Genomic DNA, 26032 nt, shown 5'->3' with positions numbered 1-26032 from the left:
AGCGGAGTGAGACATGGCTGAGGAGACGCGGCCGGCCGGTGATGCCCCACCGGTCGCGTCCCGGAGCATAGGGGGATGGGTCGCCGGTCATCTCCGGCGGCACAGGATGCTCCTGCTGCTGTTCGCCATCACGGCGGTGGCGGCCAACCTCTGTTCGACGCTCATTCCCGTACAGGTCGGCGCGGCGTTCGCCGAGGCCACCGGCGCCCGCCCCGACCTCGCCGCGGTCGGGGCGGCGGCGATCACGGCCGGCCTGCTGGCGGCCGGCCGGTTCGCCGCCGACCTGATGTCCAACGGCTCGATGGAGATCATCGCCCAGCGGGTCAAACGGGATGTACGGGACGAGCTGTACCGCAGCCTGCTGGCCAAACGCATGTCCTTTCACGACCAGCAGCGCATCGGCGACATCCTGGCGCGGGCCATCAACGACGCCAGGCTCGTCGACTACATGCTCAGCCCCGGGGTCGCCACCGCCGCCAACGGCGTCCTGGCGCTGCTGGTCCCGATCCTGTTCATCGCCACCTTGAACGCCCAGCTGCTGCTGGCTCCCGGCGTGCTGGTCCTGGTGTTCGCGTACGCGCTGTACTACCACCTGCGGCGGCTGAACCCGCTGGTCATCCGCACCCGCGAGACCTTCGCCGACCTCAACGAACGCTTCTCCGCCACCCTCGCCGGCATCGCCACCGTCAAGGCGTCCACGCAGGAGGAGCTCGAACGGCAGGCGTTCAGGGACACCGCCGCCGCCTACCGGGACGCGTTCGTCAGGCGGGGCAGAGCGCAGGCCGTCTACCTGCCCGCGCTGAGCTTCGCGCTCGCGATGGCGATCGGCGCCCTCCACTCCCTCTACCTCTACTCCCAGGGCGAGCTGGGCCTGGCCCAGGTGGTGACCTATCTCGGCTGGCTGGTGCTGTTCGCGCAGCCGGTCACCATGTCCGAGCAGGCCGTTCCGGTCATCCAGGAGGGCTTCGTCGCCGCCGGCCGGATGCGGCAGATCATCGAGGGCGACCCCGCCGAGCGTGAGGACACCCGGGGCACGGTGACGGAGATCCACGGCTCGATCACTTTCGACCGCGTGTCCTTCCGTCACGAAGGCAAGGACATCCTGCGCGACGTCTCCTTCCACCTGCCCGCCGGCCGCACCCTCGCCGTCGTCGGACCCACCGGCAGCGGCAAGAGCATGCTCGTCAAGCTGGTCAACCGGATGTACGACGCCACCGAGGGACAGGTGCTGATCGACGGCCGGGACGTGCGCGAGTGGGAACCGGGCGCGCTGCGCCGCCAGATCGGCCACGTGGACCAGGAGATCTTCCTGTTCGCCAAGAGCGTGCTGGACAACATCGCCTTCGGCTCGCCGGACGAGGCCGAGTACGAGAACGTGCTGCGCGTCGCCAAGCAGGCGTGCGCGGACGAGTTCGTCCAGGCGATGGAGCACGGCTACGCCACCATCCTCAACGAGGGCGGGACGACGCTGTCGGGCGGGCAGCGGCAGCGGCTGGCCATCGCCAGGGCGCTGCTGACCGAGCCGCGCGTCCTCACCCTGGACGACGCGACCAGCGCGGTCGACGCCCGGACCGAGACGGCCATCACCGAGGCGATCGAGCGCGCGGCGGCCGGCCGTACCACCGTGCTGGTCTCGCACCGCCCCGGCCAGATCCGGCGCGCCGACGTCATCCTGCTGCTGGACGGCGGGCGGGTCGTCGACCAGGGGCCGCATGACGAACTGATCGCGCGCTGTGCGCTGTACCGGGAGATCTACACGTGAGCGAGCTTTTCGCGGGCCTGCACGCCGACGAGTACGACCGCGTCTACGGCAACCGCCGGCTGCTGGCCCGAATCCTCCGCTACCTGCGGGCCCAGCACGGCGCCATGCTCGGCTCGGCCGTGCTCGTCGTGGGGTCGGTCCTGCTGACCGCCTCGGTGCCGATCGTCATCTCCCGCATGATCGACCAGATCGGCGGGGGAGCCGGGCTGGGCCTTCAGCTGTGCGTGTTCGTGGTCGCCGCCGCGGCGCTGGCCTGGGCGATGAACTGGGCCCGCCAGGCCATCACCGCCCGGCTGGTGGGGAGGATGGTCTACCGCCTGCAGTGCGAGGCCGCCGACGCCGCGCTCGCCAAGGACGTCGCGTTCTACGACGAGAACTCGGTCGGGAAGGTGCTGAGCCGCGTCACCGGCGACACCGAGGGCTTCGGCTCGGTGATGACCCTCGCCCTGAACCTGCTCAGTCAGCTGCTCCTGGTGCTGCTGCTCGGCGGCGCGGTGTTCTGGATCGACGTCGACCTCGGCCTGATCATCCTGGCGGCGCTGCCGATCCTGCTCGCCGCGGCCCTGGCCTTCCGCGGCGTGGCCAGGACGGCGGCGGCGGCCACGCGCCGGGTGATGGCCAGGGTCAACGCCAACGTGCACGAGACGATGATGGGCATTTCGGTCGCCAAGAGCTTCGGCCGGGAACAGACGGTCTATCGCGACTTCGACGCGGTCAACCGGCTGTCGTACCAGGTGTATGTCAGGCAGGGCCTCATCTACGCGGTCATCCTCCCGGTCCTGACGCTGCTGGCCGGTCTGGCCACGGCCGTGGTGCTCTACCAGGGCGGCCGGTTCGCGGTGCTCGGCGGGCTCTCGCCGGGGGAGTGGTACTTCGCCCTTCAGGCGCTCGGCATGCTGTGGCAGCCGGTCACGCAGGCGGCGGCCTTCTGGAGCCTCTTCCAGCAGGGGCTCGCGGCCGCCGAGCGGGTCTTCGCGCTGATCGACAGCGAGCACGCCGTCGTCCAGCGCGGGAACGAGCCGGTGACCGGCCTGACCGGTGAGATCGAGGCGCGCGGCCTGCGCTTCGGTTACGGGCCGGGCAGCACGGTGTTCGAGGATTTCGAGGTACGGCTCGCCGCCCGGGAGACGGTCGCCGTGGTCGGGCACACCGGCGGCGGCAAGTCCACGCTGGCCAAGCTGATCGCCAGGGCGTATGAGTTCCAGGACGGCGAGTTGCTGGTCGACGGCCGTGACATCCGCTCGCTCGACCTGCGGGCGTATCGGCGACGGGTGGGTGTCGTCCCGCAGCACCCGTTCGTCTTCGCGGGCACGCTCGCGGAGAACATCGCGTACGGCCGGCCGGGGGCGAGCCGCGCGGACACCGAACGCGCCATCGAACGCATGGGGCACCATGTCTGGTCGCGGAGCATGCCGATGTCCCTGGACGACCACGTGAGCGCCGGCGGCCGGGGGGTGTCGGTCGGGCAGCGGCAGCTCATCGCGCTGGCCCGGATGTTCCTCCGCGAACCGGACATCCTCCTCCTGGACGAGCCGACGTCCAGCGTCGACCCGCTGACCGAGCGGGGCATCCAGGACGCGTTGTCCCGGCTGTTCACCGGCCGGACGGTGCTGGTGATCGCCCACCGGCTCTCGACCATCCGGCGGGCCGATCGCGTGCTGGTCCTCGACCGGGGCGAGGTCGCCGAGGAGGGCCGCTTCGACGACCTGCTGCGGCGCGACGGCCCGTTCGCCGCCCTGTACGCGACCTACTACGCACATCAGGAGGCGGTATGAGCGGCTGTGCTCCGCATCCGGCGGAGTTCGAGCGAGTCCAGCGGGAGGCGGCCGCGGAAGGCGTGCGGTGCGTGGTGGGCGCCGTTCTCGTCAACTCGGCCGGTGCGGTGTTCATGCAGCGGCGCGCGCCCCACGTGCGGCTCTTTCCCGGCTGCTGGGACATCGTCGGAGGGCATGTCGAAGAGGGGGAGACGCTGTGCGGGGCACTCGCGAGGGAGATCGAGGAGGAGACGAGGTGGCGCCTGGTCGAGGTGGACAGCGTGGTGGACGTCTTCGACTGGAGCGACGGCGACGGTGCGCGCAGACGCGAGATCGACGTGCTCGCCACCGTCGCGGGCGACCTGACCCGGCCCCGGATCGAGAAGGACAAGTTCGTCGAGGCCCGCTGGATGGACCGGGCCACATTGCGGCGCATGGCGTCGGCCGCCACCGACACCGGCATGATCGACCTCGCCCTGCGAGCTCTCATGAAACAGGCTTAGGAGGACCGCATGATCTCGCTCGCGCTGCCCAAGGGGTCGTATCTTGAGCGGCCGATCCTGAGCCTTTTCACCGCCGCCGGTCTCGATGTGCGCAGAACCTCGGACCGTAGTTATCGGGCGAGTATCGAGTACGGCGATCGCCTGAAAGTGGCCTTCTACAAACCGCGCGAAATACCGCTGGTCGTCGAGAGCGGCGCCTTCGACCTCGGCCTGACCGGCACCGACTGGATCGAGGAGACCGGCGCGAAGGTCGAGTTCGTGGAGGCGTTCACGCACGTCGTGGGGGCGGATCCGCCCTGGCGGATGGTGCTCGCCGTGCCGGGCGATCATCCGGCGGAGAGCGCCGACGCCCTGCCGCCCGGAATCCGGGTCGTCACCGAGTATCCGAAAATCGCCCGGCAGTTCTTCGAGAGCCGGTCATTGCCGGCCGAGGTGATTCATTCGTTCGGCGCAGGAGAGGCCAAGATTCCCGAACTCGCCGATGCCGTCATCGACGTCGACGGACCTGATTCGGCAATGGCGCATCACCATATGCGGATTATTTGCACATTACGCGCGTGCGTTCCCCACCTCATCGCGAGTCCGGCCGCCTGGCGTGACGCGGACCGGCGGACCAGGATCCAGAAGGTCGCCCGGCTCCTGGGTTCGGTCGGTGCGGGCGCGGCATGTGCGCTGCTCACGGTGCGCACCTCCGCGCACGACCTGCCGCGCGTGGCCAGATCCATGCCGGAGCCGTCCTGGCGGGCCGGCACCGGCCTCGCGGACGGCGACCTGGTGGTCCTCCAGGGGCTGGCGCCACGGCGGAACCTGGCCGAGACCATCGACGGCGTCCTGACGGCGGGCGCCCTCGACGTCATCGAATCGCAGGTCGCGAAATGGGTGACGCCGCACCTGACCGAGCAGCCACTGTGAAGCGCCGGATGATTGTGTGCGACCTCGACGGGACCCTCCTGGACTCCCGCGGCCTGGTGTCGGAACGTACGCGGGCGGCCGTGCGCCGCGTACAGGACGCGGGACACGTGTTCGTCATCGCGACGGCCCGGCCGGTCCGTGACACCCGGCACGTGGCCGCGGCGGTCGGCGGCGCGCCCATCGCGGTCTGCGGCAACGGCTCCATCACCTTCGACTTCGCCCGGGAGGAGGTGGTCGACTACTGCCCCCTGGCCGAGACGCGCCTGGTGACGGCGCTGTCGGTGTTGCGCGACCGGTTTCCCGGTGTGCGTCTGGGCGCGGAGTGCCGGATGGAGCTGCTGCTGGAGGACGCCTTCGAACTGCCCGCCCCGCTGGCGCGGAGCGCGCGGCGGGTGCCGCGCCTGGAGGAGGCGCTGGTCCGGCACGAGGTCGGCAAGCTCATGGTGCAGTTGGAGGGGACCGCGCGCGAGTACTACGAGGGCGTGCGCGCGCTGCTTTCCGGGTGTGAAGTCACCATTTCGGCGGACGTGTTCTGCGAGGTGATGCGCGCCGGTGTCACCAAGGCGGCCGCCCTGGAGTCGATGGCGGGGCGGCTCGGATTCGGCAGCGCGGACGTCATCGCGTTCGGCGACATGCCGAACGATCTGCCCATGCTGACCTGGGCGGGAACGGCGGTGGCCGTCGCCAACGCCCATGCTTCGGTGCTCGCGTCGGCCGACGAGACGACCGCGTCCAACGACGACGACGGGGTCGCCAAGTGGCTGGCGCGACTCATCTGAGAACCCTTGACACTTGTCTGATGAGTATTCACGATAGGCGCTGAGCCGGGATTCCCTCGGAGGTGCGCATGTCCCGATTAGTCACCCTCTGCCTCGTGCTGTGTTCGCTGGCGGCCTGCACCGCAGTGAACTCCGCCCCCGGCAGAAACGGCGCGGCCGTCGCGGTCGGCGTGGCCTACAGCCGCGGTGGACGCGGCGACAAGTCCTTCAACGACTCGGTCGGGTCCGCCGTGGACCAGGCCAAGGCGCAGCTGGGCGTGTCGGTGAAGGAACTCAGCCCCAACTCGGCCGGGTCGGACCTGGAAGAGGTCCTGCGGCTGCTGGCCGAGACGGGCCACAACCCCGTACTGGCCGTCGGCTTCTTCTACGCCCAGCCACTGACGAAGATCGCGCCCGCCTTCCCCCACACGCAGTTCGTCATCATCGACGACGCGACCGTGAAGCTGCCGAACGTCACCAACGTGGTCTTCCGCGAAGAGCAGGCCAGCTATCTGGTCGGCGTGGCCGCGGCGCTCAAGTCGCGCACCGGGCGGATCGGCTTCATCGGGGGCGTGCAGACGCCGCCTCAGCAGAAGTTCCTGGCCGGGTACGCGGCCGGCGCCCGAGCGACCAACCCCAAGATCCAGCTCTCCAGCGTGTTCATGAGCCAGCCGCCCGACTTCAGCGGATTCTCCGCGCCGGACAAGGCCCAGGAAGCGGCTCGCGGCATGTACGACGGCGGCGCCGACGTCGTCTACCACGCCGCCGGCGCCTCCGGGATCGGGGTGTTCCAGGCGGCCAAGGCGGCGGGCAAGTGGGCGATCGGGGTCGACGTCGACCAGCGCAAGACGGTCGATCAGGGGCTCTCCCAGGTGATCCTCACCAGCGCCACCAAGAAGCTCGACGTCGCGGTCCTGCGCATCATCCAGGACGCGGTGCACGGCAAGGCGATCTCCGGGCTGCGCGAGTTCGGGCTCAAGGAGGACGGGGTGGGTTACGCCACGAGCGGTGGCGGCCTCACCGACGTCGAGCCGCGTCTTGAGGAGATCCGCAAAAAGATCATCTCTGGCGGGATCACCGTCCCGGTCGTCCCCTGACCGATCGACCCAGGAGGAGAGGAGGCCCGATGTCCCCCAGCGCAGCTTCGCTCACCAGGCGGATGTTGAGCGCGCTCACTGCTCCTGCGTTCGCGCTGCTGATCGCGCTCACGGTCACCACGGCGCTCCTCGCCGCGGTGGGCGCCTCGCCGGGACGGGCGTACCTGACGATGCTGGAGTTCGGGCTGCGGCCGGACTCGCTCGTCTCCGCGGTCAACAGGTCGGCGATCTACTTCTTCGCCGGCCTCGCCGTGGCCGTGGCCTTCCGCATGAAGCTGTTCAACATCGGGGTCGAAGGCCAGTACCGCGTCGCCGCGCTGTTCGCCGCGGTCGTCGGCGCGTCCGTGAATCTGCCCGCTCCGCTGCACCTGGCCCTGGTCGGCCTGGTCGCCGTGCTCGCCGGCGCCCTCTGGGCCGGGATCGCCGCGGTGCTCAAGGTGTGGCGCGGGGTCTCGGAAGTGCTGTCCACGCTCCTGCTGAACTACGTCGCCACCGCCGTCATCGCCTATCTGCTGGCCGACTTCTTCGCGGTCGGCAGCGCCTCCGGATCGACGCCGGAGCTCCCGCCGTCGGCTCGGCTGCCCGAACTCGACGGGCTGGTGTCGCTGTTCGGGCTCTCGCTGCCCGCGGGCACCCACCTCGGAGGGGCCGCGCTGGGCGCGGTCGTGCTGGGGGTGGCGGTGCATCTGCTGCTCACCCGCACCCGGTACGGCTACGAGCTGAAGGCCAGCGGGCTGAACCCGGCGGCGGCCCACGTCCACGGCATCGAGCCACGCCGCATGGTCCTCGTCACGATGCTCGTCTCGGGCGGGCTGGCCGGCCTGGCCGGGCTGCCGGACCTGCTGGGCAACACCTACAGCTACGGCGTGGACTTCCCCTCCGGGGCGGGATTCACCGGGATCGCCGTGGCCATGCTCGGCCGCAACACCCCGGTCGGCATCGCGCTGTCCGCGCTGCTCTTCGGCTTCCTGGAGCGCTCGGCGCTGATCCTCGACATCCAGGGCCTGCCGAAGGAGATCGTCACGATCATGCAGGGCGTCATCGTGATCAGCGTCGTGGGCGCCCATGAGGTGGTGCGCCGCATGGACCTCAGGCGCGCCGCCCGGCTCATGCGCGAGGAGAGCGTCCCGGTCGTCACGCCCGAGCCGGTGAGGCCCGCGACATGACCATGAAGAATCCGCGCGGCCGGCTGCTCGCCGTACTCATCCTCCTGCTCGCGATGTCGGCCGTCAGAACCTTCACCGGAGCCGAGGCCCTCACCGGCTCCGGCGCGATGGGCGCCGCGCTTCGGCTGGCGGTCCCCATCGGGCTGGCCGCCCTCAGCGGCCTGTGGAGCGAACGCGCGGGCGTCGTCAACCTCGGCATCGAAGGCATGATGATCATCGGGACCGTGTGCGGGGCCTGGGCCGGCCACTTCTACGGTGTCTGGGCCGGGGTGCTCGCCGGTGCGCTCGGCGGCGTCATCGCCGGCCTGCTCCATGCGGTCGTCACCGTGACGTTCGGCGTGGACCAGGTGGTCTGCGGCATCGCCGTCAACATCCTGGCGGTGGGCGTCGCCCGTTTCCTGTCCGTCATCGCCTTCAGCGGCCTGCCGGGGGCGGGAGCCACCCAGTCGCCTCCCGTCACGGGTGCCATCGGCACCGTGAGCATGCCGTTCCTGGCGGGCGGCTGGGGCACGCCGGACCTGCTCGGACAGCTGGAGCGGAGCCGGTGGTTCCTCCTGTCCGACGTCAGCGGCATCCTGCGGGGATTCCTGCACGAGGTCTCCTGGTTCACCGTGCTCGCCGTAGCGCTGATCCCGGTCAGCTTCGCGGTGCTCTGGAAGACCGCCTTCGGGCTGCGCCTGCGCTCCGTCGGCGAGCACCCCGCCGCGGCGGACTCGCTCGGGGTCCCGGTCCAGCGGATGAGGTACTACGGGGTGCTGGTGTCCGGTGCGCTCGCCGGACTCGGCGGGGCGTACCTGGTCACCGTCTCCTCCACCATCTACCGGGAGGGTCAGACCGGAGGCCGGGGCTTCATCGGGCTCGCCGCCATGATCTTCGGCAACTGGCGCCCGGCCGGCACGGCGGGTGGCGCCCTGCTGTTCGGGTACGCCGACGCCCTGCAACTGCGTGAGCCGAGCGCGGTACACGTGCTGCTGCTCCTGGCCGCCGTGCTGCTGTGGACGGCGGCGATCGTCTTCGTACGCCGGCGGCCCCGCCTGCCCTTGACCCTGGCGCTGCTCGGCGTGGCCGCCTTCGCGGTCTTCCAGAGCACCGATTCGGTCCCCACACAGCTCATCTACGCCACGCCGTACCTCGTCACCCTGCTGGTGCTGGTTACGGTCGCCCAGCGGCTGCGCATGCCGGCCTGCGTCGGCATCCCGTACCGCCGAGGAGGTGCGTGAGCGGATGGAACCGCGCCTGATGGGGTACGCCGACCGCTGGTCCGCCGTCCCCGGACAGCGGCTGACCTTGTACGCCGCGGGCCCGCCGGGAGCCGGGACCGTGGACCTGGTCGACCTGATAGACGAAGCCACCCGCACCCCGGCAGCGCCGATCTCCCTCGCGCCACAACCCCTGAAGCCCGGCTCCCACCTGGAAGCCTCCGTCCCGGTGCCCGCCAGGGGGAGCGTCGCGCTGTGGATTCGCCCGCATCGGCTCGGCATCCGCCAAGTCGTGGCGGAACTGGGCACACCTGGCTGGCGACTGCTGCTCGCGCTGGACGAGGAGAACCGGGCCGAGGCGAGCCTGGAGACGACATCGGGACTCCTGAGCTGCCATGGGCACACCGCCGTTCAGCGAGGATCCTGGTCGCTGCTGGTGATGGCCTGGGAGGCGACGCCGTCGATGACCACCGTCCATGTGGCCGGCGTGAGCGCGCGGGCCGCTGGCCTGGCGCTGCCGCACGGGACCGGAGAGCTGCGGCTGGGAGCGGGCTCCTTCGTGGGGCGGATCGCCCTGCCGATGCTGACGAGCAGCCTGATCACCACGTGCGCTCCGCTGCTCGACCTGACCACGGGCTCCGAGCTGGCCAAGCACCTCGGTGAGGACGTCGTGGCCCTCTGGGACGCGTCCATCGATCCGGGTGCTCCACTCGTCACCGACCTCAGCGGGAACGGCCATCACGCCCGCGCCGTCAACCGGCCACTCGCCGGGCTGATCGGGCCGGGCAACGGTACGGACCGCACCGCCGTACAGGTGAGTCCTGAAGACCTCGACGACGCCCGATGGAAAGAGACGTGCGCGGTGACCATCCCGGAGGAGACGACCTCCACCGTGCTCGGCATCCGCCTGCGGACCCGGAGCCAGTCCTGCGTCATCCCGGTGGTCGTCCGTCCCACCGGTCCGGGTCGCGCTCCGGCCGCGGTCGTCCTGCCCACCTTCACCTACCTGGCCTATGCCAACCACCGCCAGGTCAGCGAGGCCGAGTACTTCGGGGACTACTCGCGGGTCACCGACCACGGGATCACGCTCTCGCCGACGGACGTCTACCTCAACGACCACCGGGAGCTCGGCCTGTCGCTGTACGACCAGCGGCGGGAGGGCGGCCCCGTCTACTACTCCTCCGGGCGCCGCCCCGTGCTGAACTTCGCCCCCGGCTACCGCTGGTGGATGACCGGAGCGCCACGGCACTTCTCCGCCGACCTCCTGCTCCTGCGCTGGCTGCGGTCCGAGGGGTTCGACTTCGACGTCCTCACGGACGAGGACGTGCACGCGGGCGGAGCCGGCCTGCTCGCCGGCTACCGCGTCGTCATGACCGGCAGCCACCCCGAGTACATCAGCGCGCCGGAGCGCGCGGCCGTGAGCGCGTACGTGTCCGGCGGCGGACGGCTGATGTACCTCGGCGGCAACGGGTTCTACTGGGTGACCGGCGTCGACCCCCGCCACCCTCACGCCATCGAGGTCCGCCGCGGCCACGCCGGCGACTGGTGGGACAACGAGCCGGACGAGGACGCCCTCACCTCCACCGGCGAGCCCGGCGGGCTCTGGCGCCACCGGGGCCTGGCACCACAGGAGCTCCTCGGCGTCGGCTTCGCTGCCCAGGGTTGGGGGCCGGCACCCGGCTACACCCGCCTGCCCGACAGTTACCGCGACGACGCGTCCTGGATCTTCGCCGGTGTCGAGACGGACACCGTGGGCGGCTGCGGGCTCGCGCTCGGCGGAGCGGCCGGAGACGAGATCGACCGCGCCGCGCCGGAGCTCGGCACCCCGCCCGGCACCCTGCTGCTGGCCACATCCGCGGGCGGGCACAGCCACCACTACCAGCCGGCCACCGAGGAGGCCGCGCTGGGCGCGCATACCGTCCGCGCCGACATGACCCTGCGACGCCTCGGCAACGGCGGCGCGGTGTTCGCGGCCGGATCCATCAACTGGGTTGCCAGCCTCGCCTGCTGCGACGGCGACATCAGACGCGTCACCCGAAATGTCCTGTCCAGATTCCTGCTCTCCCCGCCCCTGTGAGGAGGAGTGACATGACCAACGTCAGCGAGCGGCACATTGGTTACCCCTATCCCGACAAGTCGAGTGACCTCACCGATGAGCAGTTGTCCATGCCCGCCGAAGACCTCGCGGCCATCGCCCGCCACCCCCTGACCGTGTACGCCGACACCACCGAGCTCTATCACCGGCTGGCCCGCCAGATGGCCGACGAGCTGCGCGCGAACAACATGCGCGGCGAACCCACCCGCTGGATCCTCCCCGTCGGCCCCAAGGCGCAATATCCCATCCTCGCCCGCATCTGCAATCAGGAGCGCATCAGCTGGACCGAGGTCTTCGCCTTCCACATGGACGAGTTCCTCGACTGGCAGGGCCGGCCCGTGGACCCGTCACACCCCTTCAGCTTCCGCGGCTACTGCGACCGCAACCTCTACCAACTGCTCGACCCCGATCTGCGGCCCCACCCCGACAACATCATCTACCCGGACGTGTTCGACCCCGACGCGTACGGTGCGCGCCTGCGCCAGGTGGGCGGCGCCGACACCTGCTTCGCGGGATTCGGCTACCGGGGACATCTGGCCTTCAACGAGCCGCCGACGACGCGCTGGCACCACTACGGCCTGGAGGAGTTCGCCGCCTCGACCACGCGCATCGTCCCGCTGCTCGACGACACGATCATGGCCCACTCCCACCGGGTGACCGGCGGCTACACCCAGGCCATTCCCCGCATGGCCATCACCCTGGGCATGTCGGAGATCCTGTCGGCCCGGAGGCTGCACCTCATCACCGACGGAGGCGCCTGGAAGCGCTACATCGTGCGGGTCCTCCTGCTCACCACCGAACCCGAGGTACAGCTCCCGGTCACCCTCGCGCACCGCCACCCCAACGTGCACGTGAGCCTGGACGCCGACAGCATCGCCCCCTGCGCGTTAGGGCTCGGCTCATGACCGTCCTCGCCATCGGCGCCTACACCGTGGACCTCTACATGTTCGGCGACCACCTGCCGGCCAAGGGGGAGAGCGTCGACGCCGTCGACTACGCCACCGCGCACGGCGGCAAGGCGGCGAACGTGGCGGTCGCGTCGGCTCGGCTGGGCGCGCCCACCCGTTTCGTCGGCTGCCTGGGAGACGACACCGACCGGCTGACGGCGCTGGCCGCGCTACGCGCCGACGGCGTCGAGGTGGGCGACTGCGCCACGGCCGACGGCATCGCGACCGGGCGCAGCTTCGTCTACGTCGACGCGCGTGGTCAGCAGATCGTCATGACCTGGCCGGGGGCGGCGAACCTGCTCCCCCCTTCCCGGGCGGCCGCCACAGTGTCCGAACTGCCGGGCACTTCCGTACTCGTCCTTCAGGGTGAGATCCCCGTGGCGACCTCGTCGGCGGCGGCCGCGGCCGCCTCGCCGGACGTGCGCGTCCTGCTCAACCCCAGCCCGGCCGGACCGTTCCTCAGCGAAACCGGAGAGGACCTGCTCAGCCGGGCCGACGTGCTGGTGCTCAACGAGAGCGAGCTGTCCGCGCTGGCTTCGGACACACACGACGCGGTGGAGTGCCTGCGCCGCAGAACCAGAGGGCGCACGGTGATCGTCACCCGCGGCGAGTACGGGGCCGAGATCACCGACGACCACGGCACTATGCTGATCGACGTACCCAGCGTGAACGCTGTGGATACGACCGGCGCGGGTGACGCCTTCACCGGGGCCCTGGCGGCCGCCCTCTGCACCGGCGCGAGCCTGGCGCAAGGAGTCCGGCTCGCCTGCCGGGTGGCAGCCGTTTCCGTCACGCGCCGGTTCTGTGCTCCCAGTTATCCATCAGCCGCAGAGCTCGGTGTCGCTCCGCTCCAAGGTGCGTCCGGGCAGGAGAGAACCACGTGACACGACGACACCCCACCCTCGCCATCCAGGTACGCGATCGGCTCCACGCGCTGATCGTCGAACAGGGGCTGCGCCCCGGGGACAGACTCCCCTCGGAGAACGAGCTCATCACCCTCTTCGACGTCGGCCGTACCAGCATCAGAGAAGCGTTCAAGCTCCTTGAGCAGGAAGGACTCATCCAGTCCCGCCACGGCGACGGCCGGTATCTCACCTCTCAGCCCAGCCTGGACCGCCCGCTGACCCGCCTCGAAGGCGTGACGGAGATGCTGGCCAGCCGTGGCTACACCGGCGTCAACACAGTGCTGGACATCGCGGCGACGGAACCGGACCGCAACCAGCGCGAACTGCTTCAGCTACCCGGCAGCGAGGCCATCGTCCGGCTGGAGCGCCTGCGCCGCTACCAGGACGACGCGCTGCTCTACTCGATCGACCTGTTCCCCCGCTCGCTCATCGGCCGGCCGCTGGACGAGGTGGACTGGACCGGGTCGCTGTTCCAGCTGCTCACCGAGTACGGCCACAACATCGCGTACGCGATCACCCAGGTCCGCGCCGTCACCCTCAGCCAGACACAGGCGGAGCGCATCGGCAGCCTCGAAGCCGACGGCGCGTGGCTGCTGCTGATCCAGACCCACCACGACAGCGCGGGCCGGCCGCTGCTGTACTCCCAGGACTACCACCGGGGCACCGACTTCTCCTTCCACCTGGTGAGGCACCGTGACTGACACCTTGGGACGCCGCCGTCAGGTTCTGTTCGACCAGGACGGCGCACCGGACGACCTGCTGTCGCTTCTCCTGCTGACCCAGTACGACAACGTCGACCTGCGCGGAGTCGCGGTGACCCCGGCCGACTGCCTTCCCCGGCCGGCCCTGTCGGCCACCCACAAGATCCTCGACCTGGTGGGCAGGGACGTGCCGACGGCCGTGGGCGTGCTGCCCGGACGCAACCCGTTCCCGCTCGCCTGGCGGATCGACGCCCTGCGGGCGGACGCGTTACCCGTGCTCAACCAGAAGGATGAGCGCCCCGGCGACGCGGACGCGCTTCCCGCGCACGAACAGCTCGCCACCTGGCTCATGCGGGCGCCGGCTCCCGTCACCGTGCTCGCCACCGGCCCGCTGACCAACCTCGCCTGGTGTCTCGATCACCACCCGCGGGTCGAGTCACGCATCGAGGAGGTGGTCTTCATGGGCGGCGCGCTCGACGTCGCCGGCAACGTCAGACAGCCGGATCACGACGGCAGCGCGGAATGGAACGTCTTCTGGGACCCCGACGCGCTCAAGCGGGTCTTCGACTCCTCCGTCCCCATCACGATGTTCCCCCTGGACGTGACCAACCTCGTGCCGGTGACCCACGACTTCGTCCGGGCCTTCGGCCGCCACTACGGCTGTCACGTCAGCGACCTCGCCGGATCGCTGCTCGCGCTGACATTCGGCACCTTGGAGACCACCGGCCTGCCGTACTGCTGCTGGGACAGCCTCACCACTTCCTATCTGGCCGAACCCGACATCTGCACGTTCGAGACAGTGCGCTGCGACGTGATCACCCAAGGAGAGAGCCAGGGACGGATCGTCCGGCTCCCTGACGGGCGGCCTGTCAGATGCGCACGCGCGGTCGACGCCGACCGGTTCTACCAGCACTTCCTCAACACACTAACCCCGGATAAGCCACCGAATCTATGACCTAATCCGGGATCCGCAATTCATGGATCAAGAAGAAGGGATCACGCGATGAGTACGAGAACATTGGAGGTCACCAGGCCGTTCCCAGCCTCCCTTTCCGGCCACCGGACAGGGTGCTCCAAGCTGTCGGTCTTCTGCCTCGCCATGAACGAGGTCTCTTATTACGGGCTGCCACTGCTGCTCATGAAGGTGCCGAACGTCGCCAAGGCCGCGGTCGGGCGGAGCGCGGCGGAGGCCAGATCGCGGCTCGCCGGCGAGGATTTCGACGTGGCGGTGATACCGCTCACCATGTTGCCGGAGGTGCTGGACGGCGGTCCCCGGCGAAACCGCCCGAGGATATTGGCCCTCGTGCGGGAGCAAGGAGAGATCGTCTCGCGCCTCGCCTGGCGGCACGGTGTGGCCGGTTGTCTCCTGTGGGACGAGATCAACGTCGCGAGCCTGGCCCGCACCTTCGACCGGCTGATCCGCGGCGACGTGCCCACTACGGCGCACCGCCCGGACACACACCTGGACGGGAAGTTGACCCAGCGGGAGCGCTTCGTGCTGACCCTGCTGCTGCGGGGGATGAGCAACCACCAGATCGGCCGGGCCATGGGGATATCCGTCCACGGCGTCAAACGGCATGTCTCGAACCTGCTGGTGAAGTTCAACTGCTCCAACCGGACAGAGGTGGCCCTGGTCGCCCAGCGGCTGGGACTGGATTCCGCGCCGCCGAAGGCCATGTAAGCATCACCGGAATTGATTCGCTTTGTTCGCGCCCCAAAAATATGTCTTTCTTGGCCGCCCCCCAATGAAAGGTATGAACCGCAAACAGGAAAAGATCATCGAGAAATGGAGCGACAATGGAAATCCCTCCCCTGGAGCTCAGTGGTCGAGTTCCCACGGTCCGGTCGGCGGAGATCGAGGCGGACATGACGTCCGCCACGGAAGCCATCAGGTCACAGCTGACCGGATGGGGATTCATGGCCGCCGAGGTGCCCGGTATCGGCGCCCGCGTCGAGACCATGATGAACGAGTTCGCCGCGGCCTGTGCGTCGACCGAGCCGAGTCTTTCCGATTACACGCACACAGCCGTGCCACAATTAGGCGTCGGCGGCACCCACGGGTTCTTCCCGTACAACTCGGAGATCCCCCGGCTGGCCAACGGCGTACCGGATCCCAAGGAATTCATTCACGTCAGCGGAGCCATGATCTCCGACCAGCCGCCCGGCGCCGGAGACCTCATTCGCGCCTTCCCGGCCTTCGGCACCGCCGCCACCGAGGTGTTCGACATCGCGTTCCGGCTGATCTCCCGCTTCGGCGAGGTCGTACGCGGCATGCTGCCGGACGGCACCCCGGAGCTGGAGCTGTCGCGTGACGCGACGAACCTGCGGGTGATCAACTACCGGGACGTCGGCGACCGCCGGGTGCTGGCGCACGAGCATTCGGGGATCCAGATGCTCGGTCTCCAGCTTCCCCCCTCCGACCAGGGCCTCCAGTACGTCCTGCACGACGGCACCTGGGTCGAGCCGGTGATCGCCAAGACCGACGTGGTCCTGTGCAACATCGGCCGGATGCTGACCAGCGCCTCCGACGGACGCTTCCGGCCGTCCACGCATCGGGTGCACACACGGCCCATGCCCGCGGGCTACCGGCGCCTGTCGTCCGTGCTCTTCGCCTACCCGCCGCACAAGGCCCGGCAGTGGAAGATGGTGGACGGCGAGCTGATGACGCTGAACGCGACATGGGGCGACTTCATCGAGAACAGATTCCAGGGCTTGGGAAAGTAGTCACCCGAGTCCTGAGCGTCCGGGCGGTGGGCAGGGCCTTTTGGTGGCTGCCGGAGCGTCCCTCAGCCCGCCGCCCGCTTCACGAGCTCGCCGATCCGCGCCTCGTCCTCGGCGGTCAGCGTCGTCAGGGCGAAGGCGGTCGGCCACATCGTGCCGTCGTCGAGGTACGCCTGGTCGTTGAAGCCGAGCGTGGCGTACCGCGTCTTGAACTTCGTGGCGGGCTGGAAGAAGCAGACGATCTTGCCGTCCCTGGCGTAGGCCGGCATCCCGTACCACAGCTTCGGCGACAGCTCCGGCGCGTTGGCCTTGATGATGGCGTGCAGCCGCTCGCCGGTGGCGCGGTCCTGCTCCGACATCTCGGCGAGCTTGGCGAGCACCTCGCTCTCCCCGTCGGCCTTGGCCGAGCGCGAGCCGCGCCGGGCGGTCGCCTTCAGCTCCTTGGAGCGCTCCTTCATCGCGCTCCGCTCCTCATCGGTGAACCCGTCGTACTTCTTGGCGGCCTCGGTGGTGGTGGTCTTGGCGGTGCTCATGGCGGGCTTCCTTCCGTCCGGGTGGCAGTTCGTCGGTGCGTTCCGACACGAGTCATCTGACCACCGGCGCGTCCAGACCCGCATCGTCCGTGGGACACCGTGGGACATCGGGAACGCTGTCTAGCTGCGGAAACGCGAGTCCGTTCCATGGCCGCCGGCTGGGACGACGGCTTGGTACGCCTCACGCGCCAGCTTCTCGTTGTGCGGCCGCCCGAGCTTGCGCGCCAGCTCGATCGTGCGCTCGTGCAGCGCCAGCGCCTCGTCGTAGCGGCCCGCCGCGCGGCACGTCTCGGCGTACGCGGGCAGGAAGTCGATCTCCAGCTGAGCCTCGGCCAGCGGTTCCAGCAGCGCGAAGGCCTGCCGATGGTGTTCGAGCGCCTCGTCGAACGAACCCATGACGCGCAGCGCGACACCGAGATAGTTGTGGCACCACGCCTTGTTGTGCTGAGCCTCGGCGAGCTCCAACGCCTCATGCAACGCTCGCAGCGACTCCGCCGGATCGTCCGGTGCCAGGGCGACACCGAGTGTGACCAGCCCGGTCATCCGGGCGGGCCCATCGGCCAGAGCCAGTGACGCGCGGGCGAGCTCGGCGGCTTCGCCGTGCCGTCCGAGGTGGAGGGTCACCCATCCGTCGAAGGCCAGCGCCTGGGAGCGTCCGGAGCGATGCCCGGTCTTCTCGAACAGCAGGCGCGCCAGCCGGAACTTCGCCTGTGCCGCCTCGAAGTCGCCGAGATCCCGGCGGACGAAGCCGGTACGCAGCGCCAGCGCTCCGGCCAGCTCGTCATCGGCCACACCGGACTTTTCGGCCAGTTCGTACGCGGCGAGCGCCTCGGTGAGACGTCCGGCGGCGGCGCGGGCGAACCCGAGATCCACGAGCAGTGAGGCACGCCGCTGGTCGCGCCCGAGACGTTCGGCGGCGGCCGCGGCCGCTTCGAGCAGACGTATCTGGTCGTCGGTTCCGCGATGCCGGAAGAACCAGACGCGCATGGCCGGCGGCAACTCCGCCACCACCTCGTCCGCGCCGAGCCGGACAGCGGCGTCGAAGCAGGCGATCAGGTTGGCGTACTCGGTGTCGAACCAGGCCATGGCGGCGGCCGCGGAGTGCGGGGCGCCTTTCAGCGGCGCCACGGCCTTTGCCGGATCGCCCTCCTTGCGGTGAGGCAGGGGCAGCGTCCTGTCGTAGGTGGTCGCCTGCGCCAGATAGTGGCGCAGGACACGGTGCACGGCGGCATCCGCCTGTGGCTCCTCATCGGCGGCGATGTCCGCCGCGTACCGTCGGATCAGGTCGTGCAGCCGGTACCGTCCGGGCGAGGGCTCCTGGACCAGATGAGCGTCCACCAGCTCCTCCAGCACCGCGTTGACGCGGTCCGGCGTCATGTCGGCGAGCGCGCCCGCCACCGCCGCGTCGAAGTCGGCGCCGGGCAGCACACCCAGCAACCGGAACACCCGGCGCTGGACCGAGTCGAGCTGCTGCAGCGACATGCCGAACACCGAGTCGAAGCGACCGGGGCTGTCACGCAGCCGCTCGGCCAGCACCGCCACCGTCCAACCCGGCCGGTGGCGCAGCCGCGCGCCCGCCATCCGCAGCGCCAACGGCAGGCCGCCGCACTGCCGCAGCACCTGGGCGACCGCCTCCTCCTCGGCCAGATCCACCCCGGCCGCCCGGCCGAACAGCGACGCCGCGTCCGTAGGGGGAAGCGCCTCCAGGGACACCGGCGGCACCCCGTCCAGGCTCACCAGCCGGTTGCGGCTGGTGACCAGCACCGCGGACTTGCCCGCGCCAGGAAGGAGCGGACGTATATGCTCCGCGTCGACCGCGTTGTCGAGCAGGACGAGTGCCCGGCGCCGGGACAGTTCGGACCGCCAGAGTGCCGCGCGTTCGACCGTGTCGGCCGGAGGATGCGCGACACCCAGGGCGCCCAGCAGCCGGCCGAGCGCGGCCGACGGCTCCAACGGTTCCTGGCCAGGAGTGAAGCCGCGCAGGTCGAGATAGAGCCCACCGTCGGGAAAGGACGGCGCGAGCCGGTGCGCCACGTGCACGGAGAGGCTGGTCTTCCCGACGCCCGCCATGCCGTCGATCGCGACCGCGCCCGTGGTACGCAGCAGCTCCTCGACCAGCGCCGCCTCCCTCTCGCGTCCGGTGAAGTCGGCGAGGTCGGCCGGCAGGTCGTTCCGGCGCGGGCTGGGCGCCGCGCCGGCCTTGGACGCCTCGACCCACACCGCGCGCAGCGGACGGGGATCGCGGGCCACCACCCGGCACAGCGCCACGACGGCTTCCCACGGCGGCACCAGCCGGCCGGTCATGTACCGGGACAGGGAGGAACTGCTGAGGCCCGCCTGGCGGGCGAGGGCGCGCACGCTGAGCCCGCTCAACTCCTTGATCTGGGTGAGCTGGGCGGTCAGGTGCTCAGGTGCGCTCGACACCCGCACACGGTACCCGTCCCAGCCCGAGACCACGGAACAGAGGGTCGTTTCCGCAGATGGGCCGCATCCCGGGTGTCCCACGCTGTCCCACGGACGGGGCGCTTCCGGACACGCCGGTGGTCAGATGACTCCGTTGGAACGCGACCGTGAAGGAGAGATCGATGCCCACCGAACGCATGCCGAACCCGGCGACCCTGATCCCTGAGGCGATGCAGGCACTGATGGCCGTCAACAAGGCCATCGTGGGCGCCGGAGTGGACGGGAAGCTGCTGGCGCTGTGCCACCTGCGAGCCAGCCAGATCAACGGCTGCGGCCCCTGCGTGGCCGGTGGCGCCCAGCAGCTCCGCCACCACGGCGCCACCGACGAACAGGCCCACGCCGTCGTCGCCTGGCGTGAGACACCCTGGTTCAGCGAGGAGGAACGCGCCGCGCTGGCCCTGACCGAGGCCATCACCCGGCTCGCCGACCGGCCCGACCCGGTGCCCAACGAGGTATGGGACATGGCCGCCAAGCACTTCGACCAGAAGGAGCTCGCCGTGCTCGTACTCAACATCGCCATCACCAACGCCTTCAACCGCCTCAACGCGCCGACCCGTCAGCAGGCGGGCGGCAAGTGGTGAGCGCGTCGCGCGAGGTGGGAGCCTTTGGACGGGCTTCCACCGGTCACTTCAGGGGTTAGGGGAAGCGGACGACCGCGGCGCCGTGCTGGTATTCGCCGAAGCTCCAGCCGGCGATGAGGGTGGCGCCCAGGTCTTCGACGGCGCCGCTGCCGGGGGGCCATTCAGCGGTGGCGAGGTACTGGGCGCCCGCGGAGACGGCGTCGGCGTCGCCCACGCAGTGGAAGCGGAGGTGGTCGCGGAGGGCCTGGTTCTGGATGGGGCGGAGGGCCTTTTCCCATTGGGGTTCGGCCTCTTCCACGTAGCCGTCGTCGCCGCCCATGGGGATGAGGTGGGCAGGGCCTCGGTGGGTGAAGGTGGCGGCGCGCAGGGCGTCCAGGAGGGTGCCGTCGGTGGCCAGGCGCAAGGTCACGGTGATCGAGTAGTGGAAGTCGCCGAGGTCCTCGGCGGTCAGGTCGATGCCATGGCGGATCAGGAGGGGAGACAGGTCCGCGCCGCGGATCAGCAGATCGACGCCGTTCAAGATGGCGGCCGCACGAACGTCGTCGGCGAAAGCGCCGGAGAACGGACCGTCGAGCACCTCCTCGTCGAAGTGGACGAACGAGTTGCTCAGGTCGAAGTGCCAGGCGTACTCCTGGTGGTCCTCGTCCAGGTAGACAGGGTCGGGAAGCGGCCTCGGCGTCGGGTCGGCGAGCGCGACGGGGCTCAGCCAGTCAGCCGGCGGCGCCATCTCGTTGAGGACGTCGCCGCCGTAGTAGACCGCGTACGTCGCCGCTGGGTCGTAGTCGGCGAGCGATCTGCCCAGCAGGAGCCCGAACGCCGCGCTCAGTTCCTCGTCCCAGCCCATGTCCGCCTCATCGCCGAAGGGGTGAATCGCGCAATTATGCCCTTGATGGAGATCAAGCGGAACGTCGTCGGGCACTGCGGGGGATCAGGCCGCTGGGGCACGGCACGCGTCGGTGGCTTGCCTGGGTCACGTCTCGATGAGGGACTCGAAGGCCGCGCACAGAAGGCGGACGCTCCGCACGAACTTCTCGTCCTGGCCCATCCCGGGAGCCTCCTGGAAGACGCGCGGGAAGCGTTCGAGCATGGTGGCGTAGGCGTCCGGGGTGAGGTCCCGTGCCGGAGGAGTGCCCTGCTCTTGCAGGACGAACCCCGTGACGTGGCTGAGGAGGGTGTCGGCGGCGACGATGCGCGGGCCGGCGGGTACGCCCGCCCCCTCCAGGGTGGACAGGAGGCGTTCCATGAGGGACAGGGCGCCGGGGCTGAGCAGCTTGGGGCTGTCGGCCAGCAGGATCGCGCCGCTGGGGTGGCGCAGGATGACGTGGCGCAGCGCGTCGGCCTGGGCTTGGATCTCATCTTGCCAGGTGGCGCCGGGCGGGAGCGCGGTCAGGGCGGCGGTGCCCGCGTCGTAGGCCTGCCCGCAGACCCGGTCGGCCACCAGCGCCAGCAGGTCCTTCTTGTTGCGCACGTGGTAGTACAGGCTGCCCGCGTGCGCGCCGAGCCGTTCGGCCACCTGGCGCATGGACAGGCCGTGGTAGCCGACCTCGGCGAACGCGTCGATCGCGGCCTCGACGATCCGCTCCTTCGTGAGCTTCATGGGACTACCGTATCCCGTTTTCTAACAGTGTTTGAATCGTGTGTTAGCGTGAGCCGTACGGTTTCAAACACTGTTAGAAAAGGTGGGCCACCATGGACGGGCTGCTGTTCTTCGCGACCACGGCCGCGTTGATGGTGATGATGATCAACTGCGGGCTCGGCGCGCTCGGGGGCGGGCCGGTGGGCGACCTGGTGCGCGGGCGTCCTGTCCCGTGGGTCGCCGTGGTGCTGACGACGCTGGCCGTGGCGGGAGTCGTGCTGCAGTTGTCCTGGCCGGGAGCCATGGCCGCGCTGGATCATGATCCCGCCAAGAGTGGCGGGTGGCGGGTGTTCACGTCGGTTTTTCTGCAGAACGGTGGCGTCGGCGGCGCCGTCTGGAACATCGCCACCCTCGCCATCGTGGCGGCGCTCGCCCAGTGGCTCTGGGGCGCGTGGACGAGCGCCATCCTCTTCCTGGCCGGCGTCCTCCTCCCGGAGCACATCGACGCCCTGCTCGGCATGGGCGGTCCCAGCACCGATCCCCGTGACTTCGCCGGTAGTTCGGGTGCCACCTACTTCCTTGGCGCCTGCCTGGCCCTGGCCCTGCTGATCCGCACCAGGGCCGTGAAGCAGCGGGTCCTGGCGGTCGGTGTCCCGGCCCTTGGGCTGCTCATGTGGTTCCTGCAGGACAACGGCCACGGTCTGGTCGCCGTGTACGGCTTCGCGCTCACGGCGCTCATCTGGGCGGGACGCCGTCTGCTGCAACGTCCCGCTCAGGTGGGTTAGGACTCGGCTCCACCGCTTGGCCACGGCTCCGTGGGCGATGGTTCGGGAGCGAACTGCGGCGGTTCAGGCGCGCATGTTGGCGCCGCCGTCGACGGCCCACACCTGGCCGTTGATCCACTCGGCGTCGTCCGACAGCAGGAAGGCCACGGTCGCCGCCAGGTCGCTCGGGCGGCCCAGGCGGGTCGTGGGGACCATCTCCAGGAACATCTTCTGGAGCTGGACGTCGTTCTGCTCCTTCTGCGTCTCGCCCATGACGAGGCCGGGCATCACACCGTTGCAGCGCACGCCCGCCGAACCCCAGTTCCCGGCGATGTGACGCGTGAGCGCGTTGATGGCCGACTTCGAGGCCGCGTACGCGGGGCGCTTGCGGTCGCCGCCGCTCACGGCGGTGCCCGAGGACGTGTTGACGATGCTGCCCCCGCCGTTCGCGAGCAGGTGGGGCAGTACGGCGCGGACGGTCCGGACGTACCCGACCACGTTGACGTCCATGGTGCGCTCCCACACGTCGAGATCGGTGTCGAGCAGCGACTTGTCACGCCCGAGGTTGCCCGGCGAGAGGTCCGCCCCGACATTGAACAGGCCGTGCACCGTGCCGAACCTCTCCATCGTCTTCGCCACCATCGCGTTGATGGACGGCTCGTCGGCGAGGTCGAAGTGCACCGCGATCGCCGAGCCGCCCGCTTCGGTGATCTTGGCGACGGTGGACTCCGCCCCGGGCAGGTTGATGTCGCCGACGACGACGTTGGCGCCCTCCTCGGCGAGCCTGATCGCGGTGCCGGCGCCGATGCCGGTCGCCCCACCGGCCACGATGAAGGTCTTCTCCCGCAAACCGCGCATTGTGTTGTGCTCCGATCCATGCAACGCCCTGGTGATCAGGGGGCGTCTGGGTACGTGAAGTAGGTGATCCAGCGGACGCGGGACCACACATCAGCTAACCGTACACCTGTGTACGTTTATGCCCGCTAGGGTTGGACCGTGTGTGAAGACGGCCCACCGACGATGCGGCGTGACGCGGCCCGCAACCGAGACCGATTGCTGTCGGCGGCCCGGCAGGTGTTCGCTGAGCACGGCCACGATGTGGCGCTGGAAGAGGTCGCGCGGGTAGCCGGGGTCAGTCGCACCACCATCTACCGAAATTTCGCGACTCGTGAAGAGCTCGTGGCCACGGTCTTCGAGGACAACGCCGCCCAGATCGAGCGCTATGCGGCGGAGCTGCGTGAGATCCCCGACGGTGTGGTGAAGCTGCTCGACTTCGTGCTGGACATGCAGGTGGAGAATCGCGGCCTCGCGCAGCTCCTCGCCGGGGTGGACACGCAGTGGTTCACCGACCTCTACAGCCGCATCGCCGCCTCTTTCGAGCCGCTGCTCGAGCGAGGTCGTACGGCCGGAATCGTCCACCCGGTCATCGACATCGAGGACCTGATGCTGGCCATCTCGATGGGCGAGAGCGTCGTGGCCAGCGAGGACCTGGTCCGCCGCGAGGGGCGCATCAGGCGTGTACGGGGCATGCTGCACCGCGCCCTCTTCACCGTGTGAGTCGCTGTGCGAGCCACAGTGTGAGTTGCTGCGTGAGCCACCGTGCGTGTGAATTGCTGTGTGAGGCGAGACCGAAAGTCAGGGCTCGTTGAGGTAAGTGAGGACGGCGAGGACACGGCGGTTGCTGCCGTCGTCATCGGCGATGCCGAGCTTGCCGAACATGGAGGTGGTGTACTTGCTGATGGCGCTTTCGCTGAGGAAAAGCCGCCGACCGATGGCCTGGTTGGACAGCCCTTCTGCCATGAGGCCGAGCACGGAGTGTTCGCGTTCGGTGAGTCCGCCGAGCCGCCGGGTCGAGGACCCGCTGGACAGCAACTTGGAGATGACGGCCGGGTCCATGGCGGTCCCGCCACCGGCGACTCGGTGCAGAGCGTCGATGAACTGGTCGGCGTCGAACACGCTGTCTTTGAGGAGATAGCCGATGCCACCGGCGCCGTCGGCCAGGAGTTCGCGGGCATACAGCTGTTCGACGTGCTGAGAGAGGATCAGGATCGGCAGTCCGGGCAGTTCGCGACGGGCGGCGAGGGCCGCCCGCAGGCCCTCGTCCGACTGCGTCGGCGGCATGCGGACGTCGACGATGGACACATCGGGCCGCCACTTCAGCAGCGCGTCGAGCGTCTCGGGCCCGGTCGTCGCCGTCGCCACGACCTGGTGTCCGTACGCCTCGATGAGGCGGACCATCCCGTCACGCAGGAGGTAGAGGTCTTCGGCTACAACGATTCGCATGGCACCACCATCCTCACACAGGTCGGACCGCCCGCCGGGCTGGTGATCCGCAGAGTGCCGTCGAAGGCCGCGAGGCGGCGGCGGAGCCCCGCGAGCCCACCGTCGGCTGACATGCCGGCCCCGCCCCGGCCGTTGTCTTCGACGTCCACGACGATGCCGGTGTCATCCCTGGCGATGGAGATGCGCGCCCAGGTCGCATGGGCGTGTTTGACGGCGTTGGTCAGCAGTTCAGCGACTCCGAAGTACACGGCGGCCTCGATCGGCGGGTCCAGGCGTAGCTGAAGGTCGGTGCTGACCGTCGCTTCGAGCGGGCTGTCCAGGGCGAGAGCGCGTACGGCGTCGACGAGTCCGCGCTCGTTCAGTATCGGCGGGTTGATTCCTTTGACCAGCTCGCGGAGCTCGGTCAGCGACGTGGCGGCACCGACCCGTGCTTCCCGCATCAGCTCCTTGGCCTGATCGGGGTTGGTTTCCATCAGCTTCTCCGCGGTCGCCAGGGAGAGCCCGAGCGCGACCAGGCGGGCCTGTGCTCCGTCGTGCAGGTCCCGCTCGATCCGGCGGATCTCGGCGGCCTGCGTGATCGTGATGTCCGCGCGTTGGGCCGTCAGCTCGTTCACCCGGTTCGCCAGGGCCGTCGCGGGCGAGGCGCGCAGGAAGCGGACGGCTACCGGCCCGACGGACCGCCAGGCGTACGGGGCGCCGCCGATCGCCACGGCCAGGCCGAGCGCCCCGAGCAGCCGCGCGGAGAGCGCCGGCTGGGACAACCCGAGGACCGCCGCCACGATTCCGGCCGGTGGGATCGCGCAGATCAGGCCCGCGGTGATCGGTACGATCGCCGTGAACCGCAGGTCACGCCAGACGGCGGGATCGCGCCACCGGGTCCGCCACCGCAGATCCATGCGGGCGTCCCGGCTGGTGCGCTCGTAGGAGTAGCCGTTCCACCAGTGCCCGGTCGCCATCTGGGTCACCGGCCCGGCCTGCCGATATCCGGCGGGAATGACGGTGCCCGTCCACTTCGCGACGAGGGAGCGGGCCATTTGGCATACCGGGCGGGACAGGGCGAGCGTGCCGATACACGCCCATATGAACGGCGCTATCCCCGACCACGGGTTTCCGCCCCACCACCAGAACCACAGCGCCACGGCAGCGGCCCACACGGCCGGCACCAGCATGGAGACGACCACCACGACGCACGCTCGCACGAACCCCACGCAGGCGCTCGCCACCCACTGTCGCATGATTCTTCCTTCTCACTTCATGACCCTGCGCTGATCCGGCCAGTACGGCTTGGTGTCTCCACTGTGCACCGCGTGGC

General features: G+C 69.7%; 25 protein-coding genes. 18 read left to right on the top strand and 7 right to left on the bottom strand.

Annotation, left to right across the window (positions count from 1 at the left end):
- Positions 1-13: 13 nt before the first annotated feature.
- From ACQP2T_RS51685 to ACQP2T_RS51615, 15 genes are all read left to right on the top strand, one after another.
- Entirely contained in the window at positions 14-1762 is a 1749-nt protein-coding gene (locus tag ACQP2T_RS51685) for an ABC transporter ATP-binding protein (RefSeq protein ID WP_433512149.1), read from the top strand.
- The gene (locus ACQP2T_RS51680) at positions 1759-3537 is read left to right on the top strand and encodes an ABC transporter ATP-binding protein (RefSeq protein WP_433512148.1); all 1779 of its coding nucleotides are present in this window, start codon (positions 1759-1761) and stop codon (positions 3535-3537) included. Before ACQP2T_RS51685 ends, ACQP2T_RS51680 begins: the two co-directional genes overlap by 4 nt.
- On the top strand, positions 3534-4019 hold the full coding sequence (locus ACQP2T_RS51675; RefSeq protein ID WP_433512147.1) for an NUDIX domain-containing protein: 486 nt from the start codon (positions 3534-3536) through the stop codon (positions 4017-4019). The genes ACQP2T_RS51680 and ACQP2T_RS51675 overlap by 4 nt, the downstream gene beginning before the upstream one ends.
- 9 nt (positions 4020-4028) lie before the next feature.
- A complete protein-coding gene (gene hisG, locus ACQP2T_RS51670; protein WP_433512146.1) occupies positions 4029-4931 on the top strand; it encodes an ATP phosphoribosyltransferase in 903 nt (300 codons plus the stop codon).
- A gap of 8 nt (positions 4932-4939) precedes the next feature.
- On the top strand, positions 4940-5710 hold the full coding sequence (locus ACQP2T_RS51665; protein WP_433512145.1) for an HAD family hydrolase: 771 nt from the start codon (positions 4940-4942) through the stop codon (positions 5708-5710).
- A 68-nt stretch (positions 5711-5778) separates the two neighbouring features.
- A complete protein-coding gene (locus tag ACQP2T_RS51660; RefSeq protein ID WP_433512144.1) occupies positions 5779-6786 on the top strand; it encodes a BMP family lipoprotein in 1008 nt (335 codons plus the stop codon).
- A 29-nt stretch (positions 6787-6815) separates the two neighbouring features.
- Entirely contained in the window at positions 6816-7952 is a 1137-nt protein-coding gene (locus ACQP2T_RS51655) for an ABC transporter permease (RefSeq protein ID WP_433512143.1), read from the top strand.
- Positions 7949-9172 (top strand): ABC transporter permease, encoded by a 1224-nt coding sequence (locus ACQP2T_RS51650; RefSeq protein WP_433512142.1) that lies wholly within the window; start codon positions 7949-7951, stop codon positions 9170-9172. The genes ACQP2T_RS51655 and ACQP2T_RS51650 overlap by 4 nt, the downstream gene beginning before the upstream one ends.
- 4 nt (positions 9173-9176) lie before the next feature.
- Positions 9177-11228 carry a N,N-dimethylformamidase beta subunit family domain-containing protein gene (locus ACQP2T_RS51645; RefSeq protein WP_433512141.1) on the top strand — a complete coding sequence of 684 codons (2052 nt, stop codon included), beginning with the start codon at positions 9177-9179 and terminating at the stop codon, positions 11226-11228.
- 11 nt (positions 11229-11239) lie between these two features.
- Positions 11240-12151 (top strand): 6-phosphogluconolactonase, encoded by a 912-nt coding sequence (locus tag ACQP2T_RS51640; protein WP_358177036.1) that lies wholly within the window; start codon positions 11240-11242, stop codon positions 12149-12151.
- Positions 12148-13077, top strand: a complete 930-nt coding sequence (locus tag ACQP2T_RS51635) for a ribokinase (RefSeq protein ID WP_433512140.1) — start codon at positions 12148-12150, stop codon at positions 13075-13077. The genes ACQP2T_RS51640 and ACQP2T_RS51635 overlap by 4 nt, the downstream gene beginning before the upstream one ends.
- A complete protein-coding gene (locus tag ACQP2T_RS51630; protein WP_364009775.1) occupies positions 13074-13799 on the top strand; it encodes a GntR family transcriptional regulator in 726 nt (241 codons plus the stop codon). The genes ACQP2T_RS51635 and ACQP2T_RS51630 overlap by 4 nt, the downstream gene beginning before the upstream one ends.
- On the top strand, positions 13792-14754 hold the full coding sequence (locus ACQP2T_RS51625; RefSeq protein WP_433512139.1) for a nucleoside hydrolase: 963 nt from the start codon (positions 13792-13794) through the stop codon (positions 14752-14754). The genes ACQP2T_RS51630 and ACQP2T_RS51625 overlap by 8 nt, the downstream gene beginning before the upstream one ends.
- A 48-nt stretch (positions 14755-14802) precedes the next feature.
- Positions 14803-15480, top strand: coding sequence for a response regulator transcription factor (locus ACQP2T_RS51620; RefSeq protein WP_433512138.1), 678 nt, complete (start codon positions 14803-14805; stop codon positions 15478-15480).
- 116 nt (positions 15481-15596) lie between these two features.
- Positions 15597-16523, top strand: a complete 927-nt coding sequence (locus ACQP2T_RS51615; RefSeq protein WP_358547338.1) for a 2OG-Fe(II) oxygenase family protein — start codon at positions 15597-15599, stop codon at positions 16521-16523.
- 62 nt (positions 16524-16585) lie between these two features.
- On the opposite strand, the gene ACQP2T_RS51610 is transcribed toward ACQP2T_RS51615, so the two are convergent.
- The gene (locus tag ACQP2T_RS51610) at positions 16586-17053 is read right to left on the bottom strand and encodes an iron chaperone (protein WP_433512137.1); all 468 of its coding nucleotides are present in this window, start codon (positions 17051-17053) and stop codon (positions 16586-16588) included.
- A 120-nt stretch (positions 17054-17173) separates the two neighbouring features.
- A complete protein-coding gene (locus ACQP2T_RS51605; protein WP_433512136.1) occupies positions 17174-19477 on the bottom strand; it encodes an ATP-binding protein in 2304 nt (767 codons plus the stop codon).
- A gap of 161 nt (positions 19478-19638) precedes the next feature.
- Here ACQP2T_RS51605 and ACQP2T_RS51600 point away from each other — a divergent pair, with 161 nt between their 5' ends.
- On the top strand, positions 19639-20097 hold the full coding sequence (locus ACQP2T_RS51600; protein WP_433512135.1) for a carboxymuconolactone decarboxylase family protein: 459 nt from the start codon (positions 19639-19641) through the stop codon (positions 20095-20097).
- Positions 20098-20152: 55 nt separating this feature from the next.
- Here ACQP2T_RS51600 and ACQP2T_RS51595 read toward each other — a convergent pair whose 3' ends face one another.
- Together ACQP2T_RS51595 and ACQP2T_RS51590 are read right to left on the bottom strand one after the other, a co-directional pair.
- Positions 20153-20941, bottom strand: coding sequence for a hypothetical protein (locus ACQP2T_RS51595; RefSeq protein ID WP_433512134.1), 789 nt, complete (start codon positions 20939-20941; stop codon positions 20153-20155).
- Between the two features lie 126 nt (positions 20942-21067).
- Positions 21068-21694 (bottom strand): TetR/AcrR family transcriptional regulator, encoded by a 627-nt coding sequence (locus tag ACQP2T_RS51590; RefSeq protein ID WP_433512133.1) that lies wholly within the window; start codon positions 21692-21694, stop codon positions 21068-21070.
- 92 nt (positions 21695-21786) lie between these two features.
- On the opposite strand from ACQP2T_RS51590, the gene ACQP2T_RS51585 reads away from it, so the two are divergent.
- The gene (locus tag ACQP2T_RS51585; RefSeq protein ID WP_433512132.1) at positions 21787-22458 is read left to right on the top strand and encodes a hypothetical protein; all 672 of its coding nucleotides are present in this window, start codon (positions 21787-21789) and stop codon (positions 22456-22458) included.
- Between the two features lie 63 nt (positions 22459-22521).
- Here the strand turns inward: ACQP2T_RS51585 and ACQP2T_RS51580 are convergent, their stop codons facing one another.
- Positions 22522-23286: an SDR family NAD(P)-dependent oxidoreductase gene (locus tag ACQP2T_RS51580; protein WP_433512131.1), complete on the bottom strand. Its 765-nt coding sequence runs from the start codon at positions 23284-23286 to the stop codon at positions 22522-22524.
- A gap of 147 nt (positions 23287-23433) precedes the next feature.
- Here ACQP2T_RS51580 and ACQP2T_RS51575 point away from each other — a divergent pair, with 147 nt between their 5' ends.
- Positions 23434-23994, top strand: a complete 561-nt coding sequence (locus ACQP2T_RS51575; RefSeq protein ID WP_433512130.1) for a TetR/AcrR family transcriptional regulator — start codon at positions 23434-23436, stop codon at positions 23992-23994.
- Between the two features lie 78 nt (positions 23995-24072).
- On the opposite strand, the gene ACQP2T_RS51570 is transcribed toward ACQP2T_RS51575, so the two are convergent.
- Entirely contained in the window at positions 24073-24720 is a 648-nt protein-coding gene (locus tag ACQP2T_RS51570) for a response regulator transcription factor (RefSeq protein WP_433512129.1), read from the bottom strand.
- The gene (locus ACQP2T_RS51565; RefSeq protein ID WP_433512128.1) at positions 24705-25955 is read right to left on the bottom strand and encodes a sensor histidine kinase; all 1251 of its coding nucleotides are present in this window, start codon (positions 25953-25955) and stop codon (positions 24705-24707) included. The genes ACQP2T_RS51570 and ACQP2T_RS51565 overlap by 16 nt, the downstream gene beginning before the upstream one ends.
- Positions 25956-26032: the final 77 nt, after the last annotated feature.

This window comes from Nonomuraea sp. CA-143628 (assembly GCF_050942315.1).
Classification (GTDB): Bacteria; Actinomycetota; Actinomycetes; order Streptosporangiales; family Streptosporangiaceae; genus Nonomuraea.
Note: the sequence above shows the minus strand (reverse complement) of the source record. Positions and strands in the feature narration are given on the sequence as shown.

What these genes read in the sequence shown, in the direction of transcription:
- ACQP2T_RS51590 (WP_433512133.1), bottom strand. Translation starts at nt 21,694, where the DNA reads ATGAAGCTCACGAAGGAGCGGATCGTCGAGGCCGCGATCGACGCGTTC.
- ACQP2T_RS51600 (WP_433512135.1), top strand. Translation starts at nt 19,639, where the DNA reads ATGCCCACCGAACGCATGCCGAACCCGGCGACCCTGATCCCTGAGGCG.
- ACQP2T_RS51675 (WP_433512147.1), top strand. Translation starts at nt 3,534, where the DNA reads ATGAGCGGCTGTGCTCCGCATCCGGCGGAGTTCGAGCGAGTCCAGCGG.
- ACQP2T_RS51655 (WP_433512143.1), top strand. Translation starts at nt 6,816, where the DNA reads ATGTCCCCCAGCGCAGCTTCGCTCACCAGGCGGATGTTGAGCGCGCTC.
- ACQP2T_RS51685 (WP_433512149.1), top strand. Translation starts at nt 14, where the DNA reads ATGGCTGAGGAGACGCGGCCGGCCGGTGATGCCCCACCGGTCGCGTCC.
- ACQP2T_RS51645 (WP_433512141.1), top strand. Translation starts at nt 9,177, where the DNA reads ATGGAACCGCGCCTGATGGGGTACGCCGACCGCTGGTCCGCCGTCCCC.
- ACQP2T_RS51615 (WP_358547338.1), top strand. Translation starts at nt 15,597, where the DNA reads ATGGAAATCCCTCCCCTGGAGCTCAGTGGTCGAGTTCCCACGGTCCGG.
- ACQP2T_RS51570 (WP_433512129.1), bottom strand. Translation starts at nt 24,720, where the DNA reads ATGCGAATCGTTGTAGCCGAAGACCTCTACCTCCTGCGTGACGGGATG.
- ACQP2T_RS51595 (WP_433512134.1), bottom strand. Translation starts at nt 20,941, where the DNA reads ATGGGCTGGGACGAGGAACTGAGCGCGGCGTTCGGGCTCCTGCTGGGC.
- ACQP2T_RS51635 (WP_433512140.1), top strand. Translation starts at nt 12,148, where the DNA reads ATGACCGTCCTCGCCATCGGCGCCTACACCGTGGACCTCTACATGTTC.
- hisG (WP_433512146.1), top strand. Translation starts at nt 4,029, where the DNA reads ATGATCTCGCTCGCGCTGCCCAAGGGGTCGTATCTTGAGCGGCCGATC.
- ACQP2T_RS51620 (WP_433512138.1), top strand. Translation starts at nt 14,803, where the DNA reads ATGAGTACGAGAACATTGGAGGTCACCAGGCCGTTCCCAGCCTCCCTT.
- ACQP2T_RS51610 (WP_433512137.1), bottom strand. Translation starts at nt 17,053, where the DNA reads ATGAGCACCGCCAAGACCACCACCACCGAGGCCGCCAAGAAGTACGAC.
- ACQP2T_RS51665 (WP_433512145.1), top strand. Translation starts at nt 4,940, where the DNA reads ATGATTGTGTGCGACCTCGACGGGACCCTCCTGGACTCCCGCGGCCTG.
- ACQP2T_RS51650 (WP_433512142.1), top strand. Translation starts at nt 7,949, where the DNA reads ATGACCATGAAGAATCCGCGCGGCCGGCTGCTCGCCGTACTCATCCTC.
- ACQP2T_RS51565 (WP_433512128.1), bottom strand. Translation starts at nt 25,955, where the DNA reads ATGCGACAGTGGGTGGCGAGCGCCTGCGTGGGGTTCGTGCGAGCGTGC.
- ACQP2T_RS51640 (WP_358177036.1), top strand. Translation starts at nt 11,240, where the DNA reads ATGACCAACGTCAGCGAGCGGCACATTGGTTACCCCTATCCCGACAAG.
- ACQP2T_RS51585 (WP_433512132.1), top strand. Translation starts at nt 21,787, where the DNA reads ATGGACGGGCTGCTGTTCTTCGCGACCACGGCCGCGTTGATGGTGATG.
- ACQP2T_RS51660 (WP_433512144.1), top strand. Translation starts at nt 5,779, where the DNA reads ATGTCCCGATTAGTCACCCTCTGCCTCGTGCTGTGTTCGCTGGCGGCC.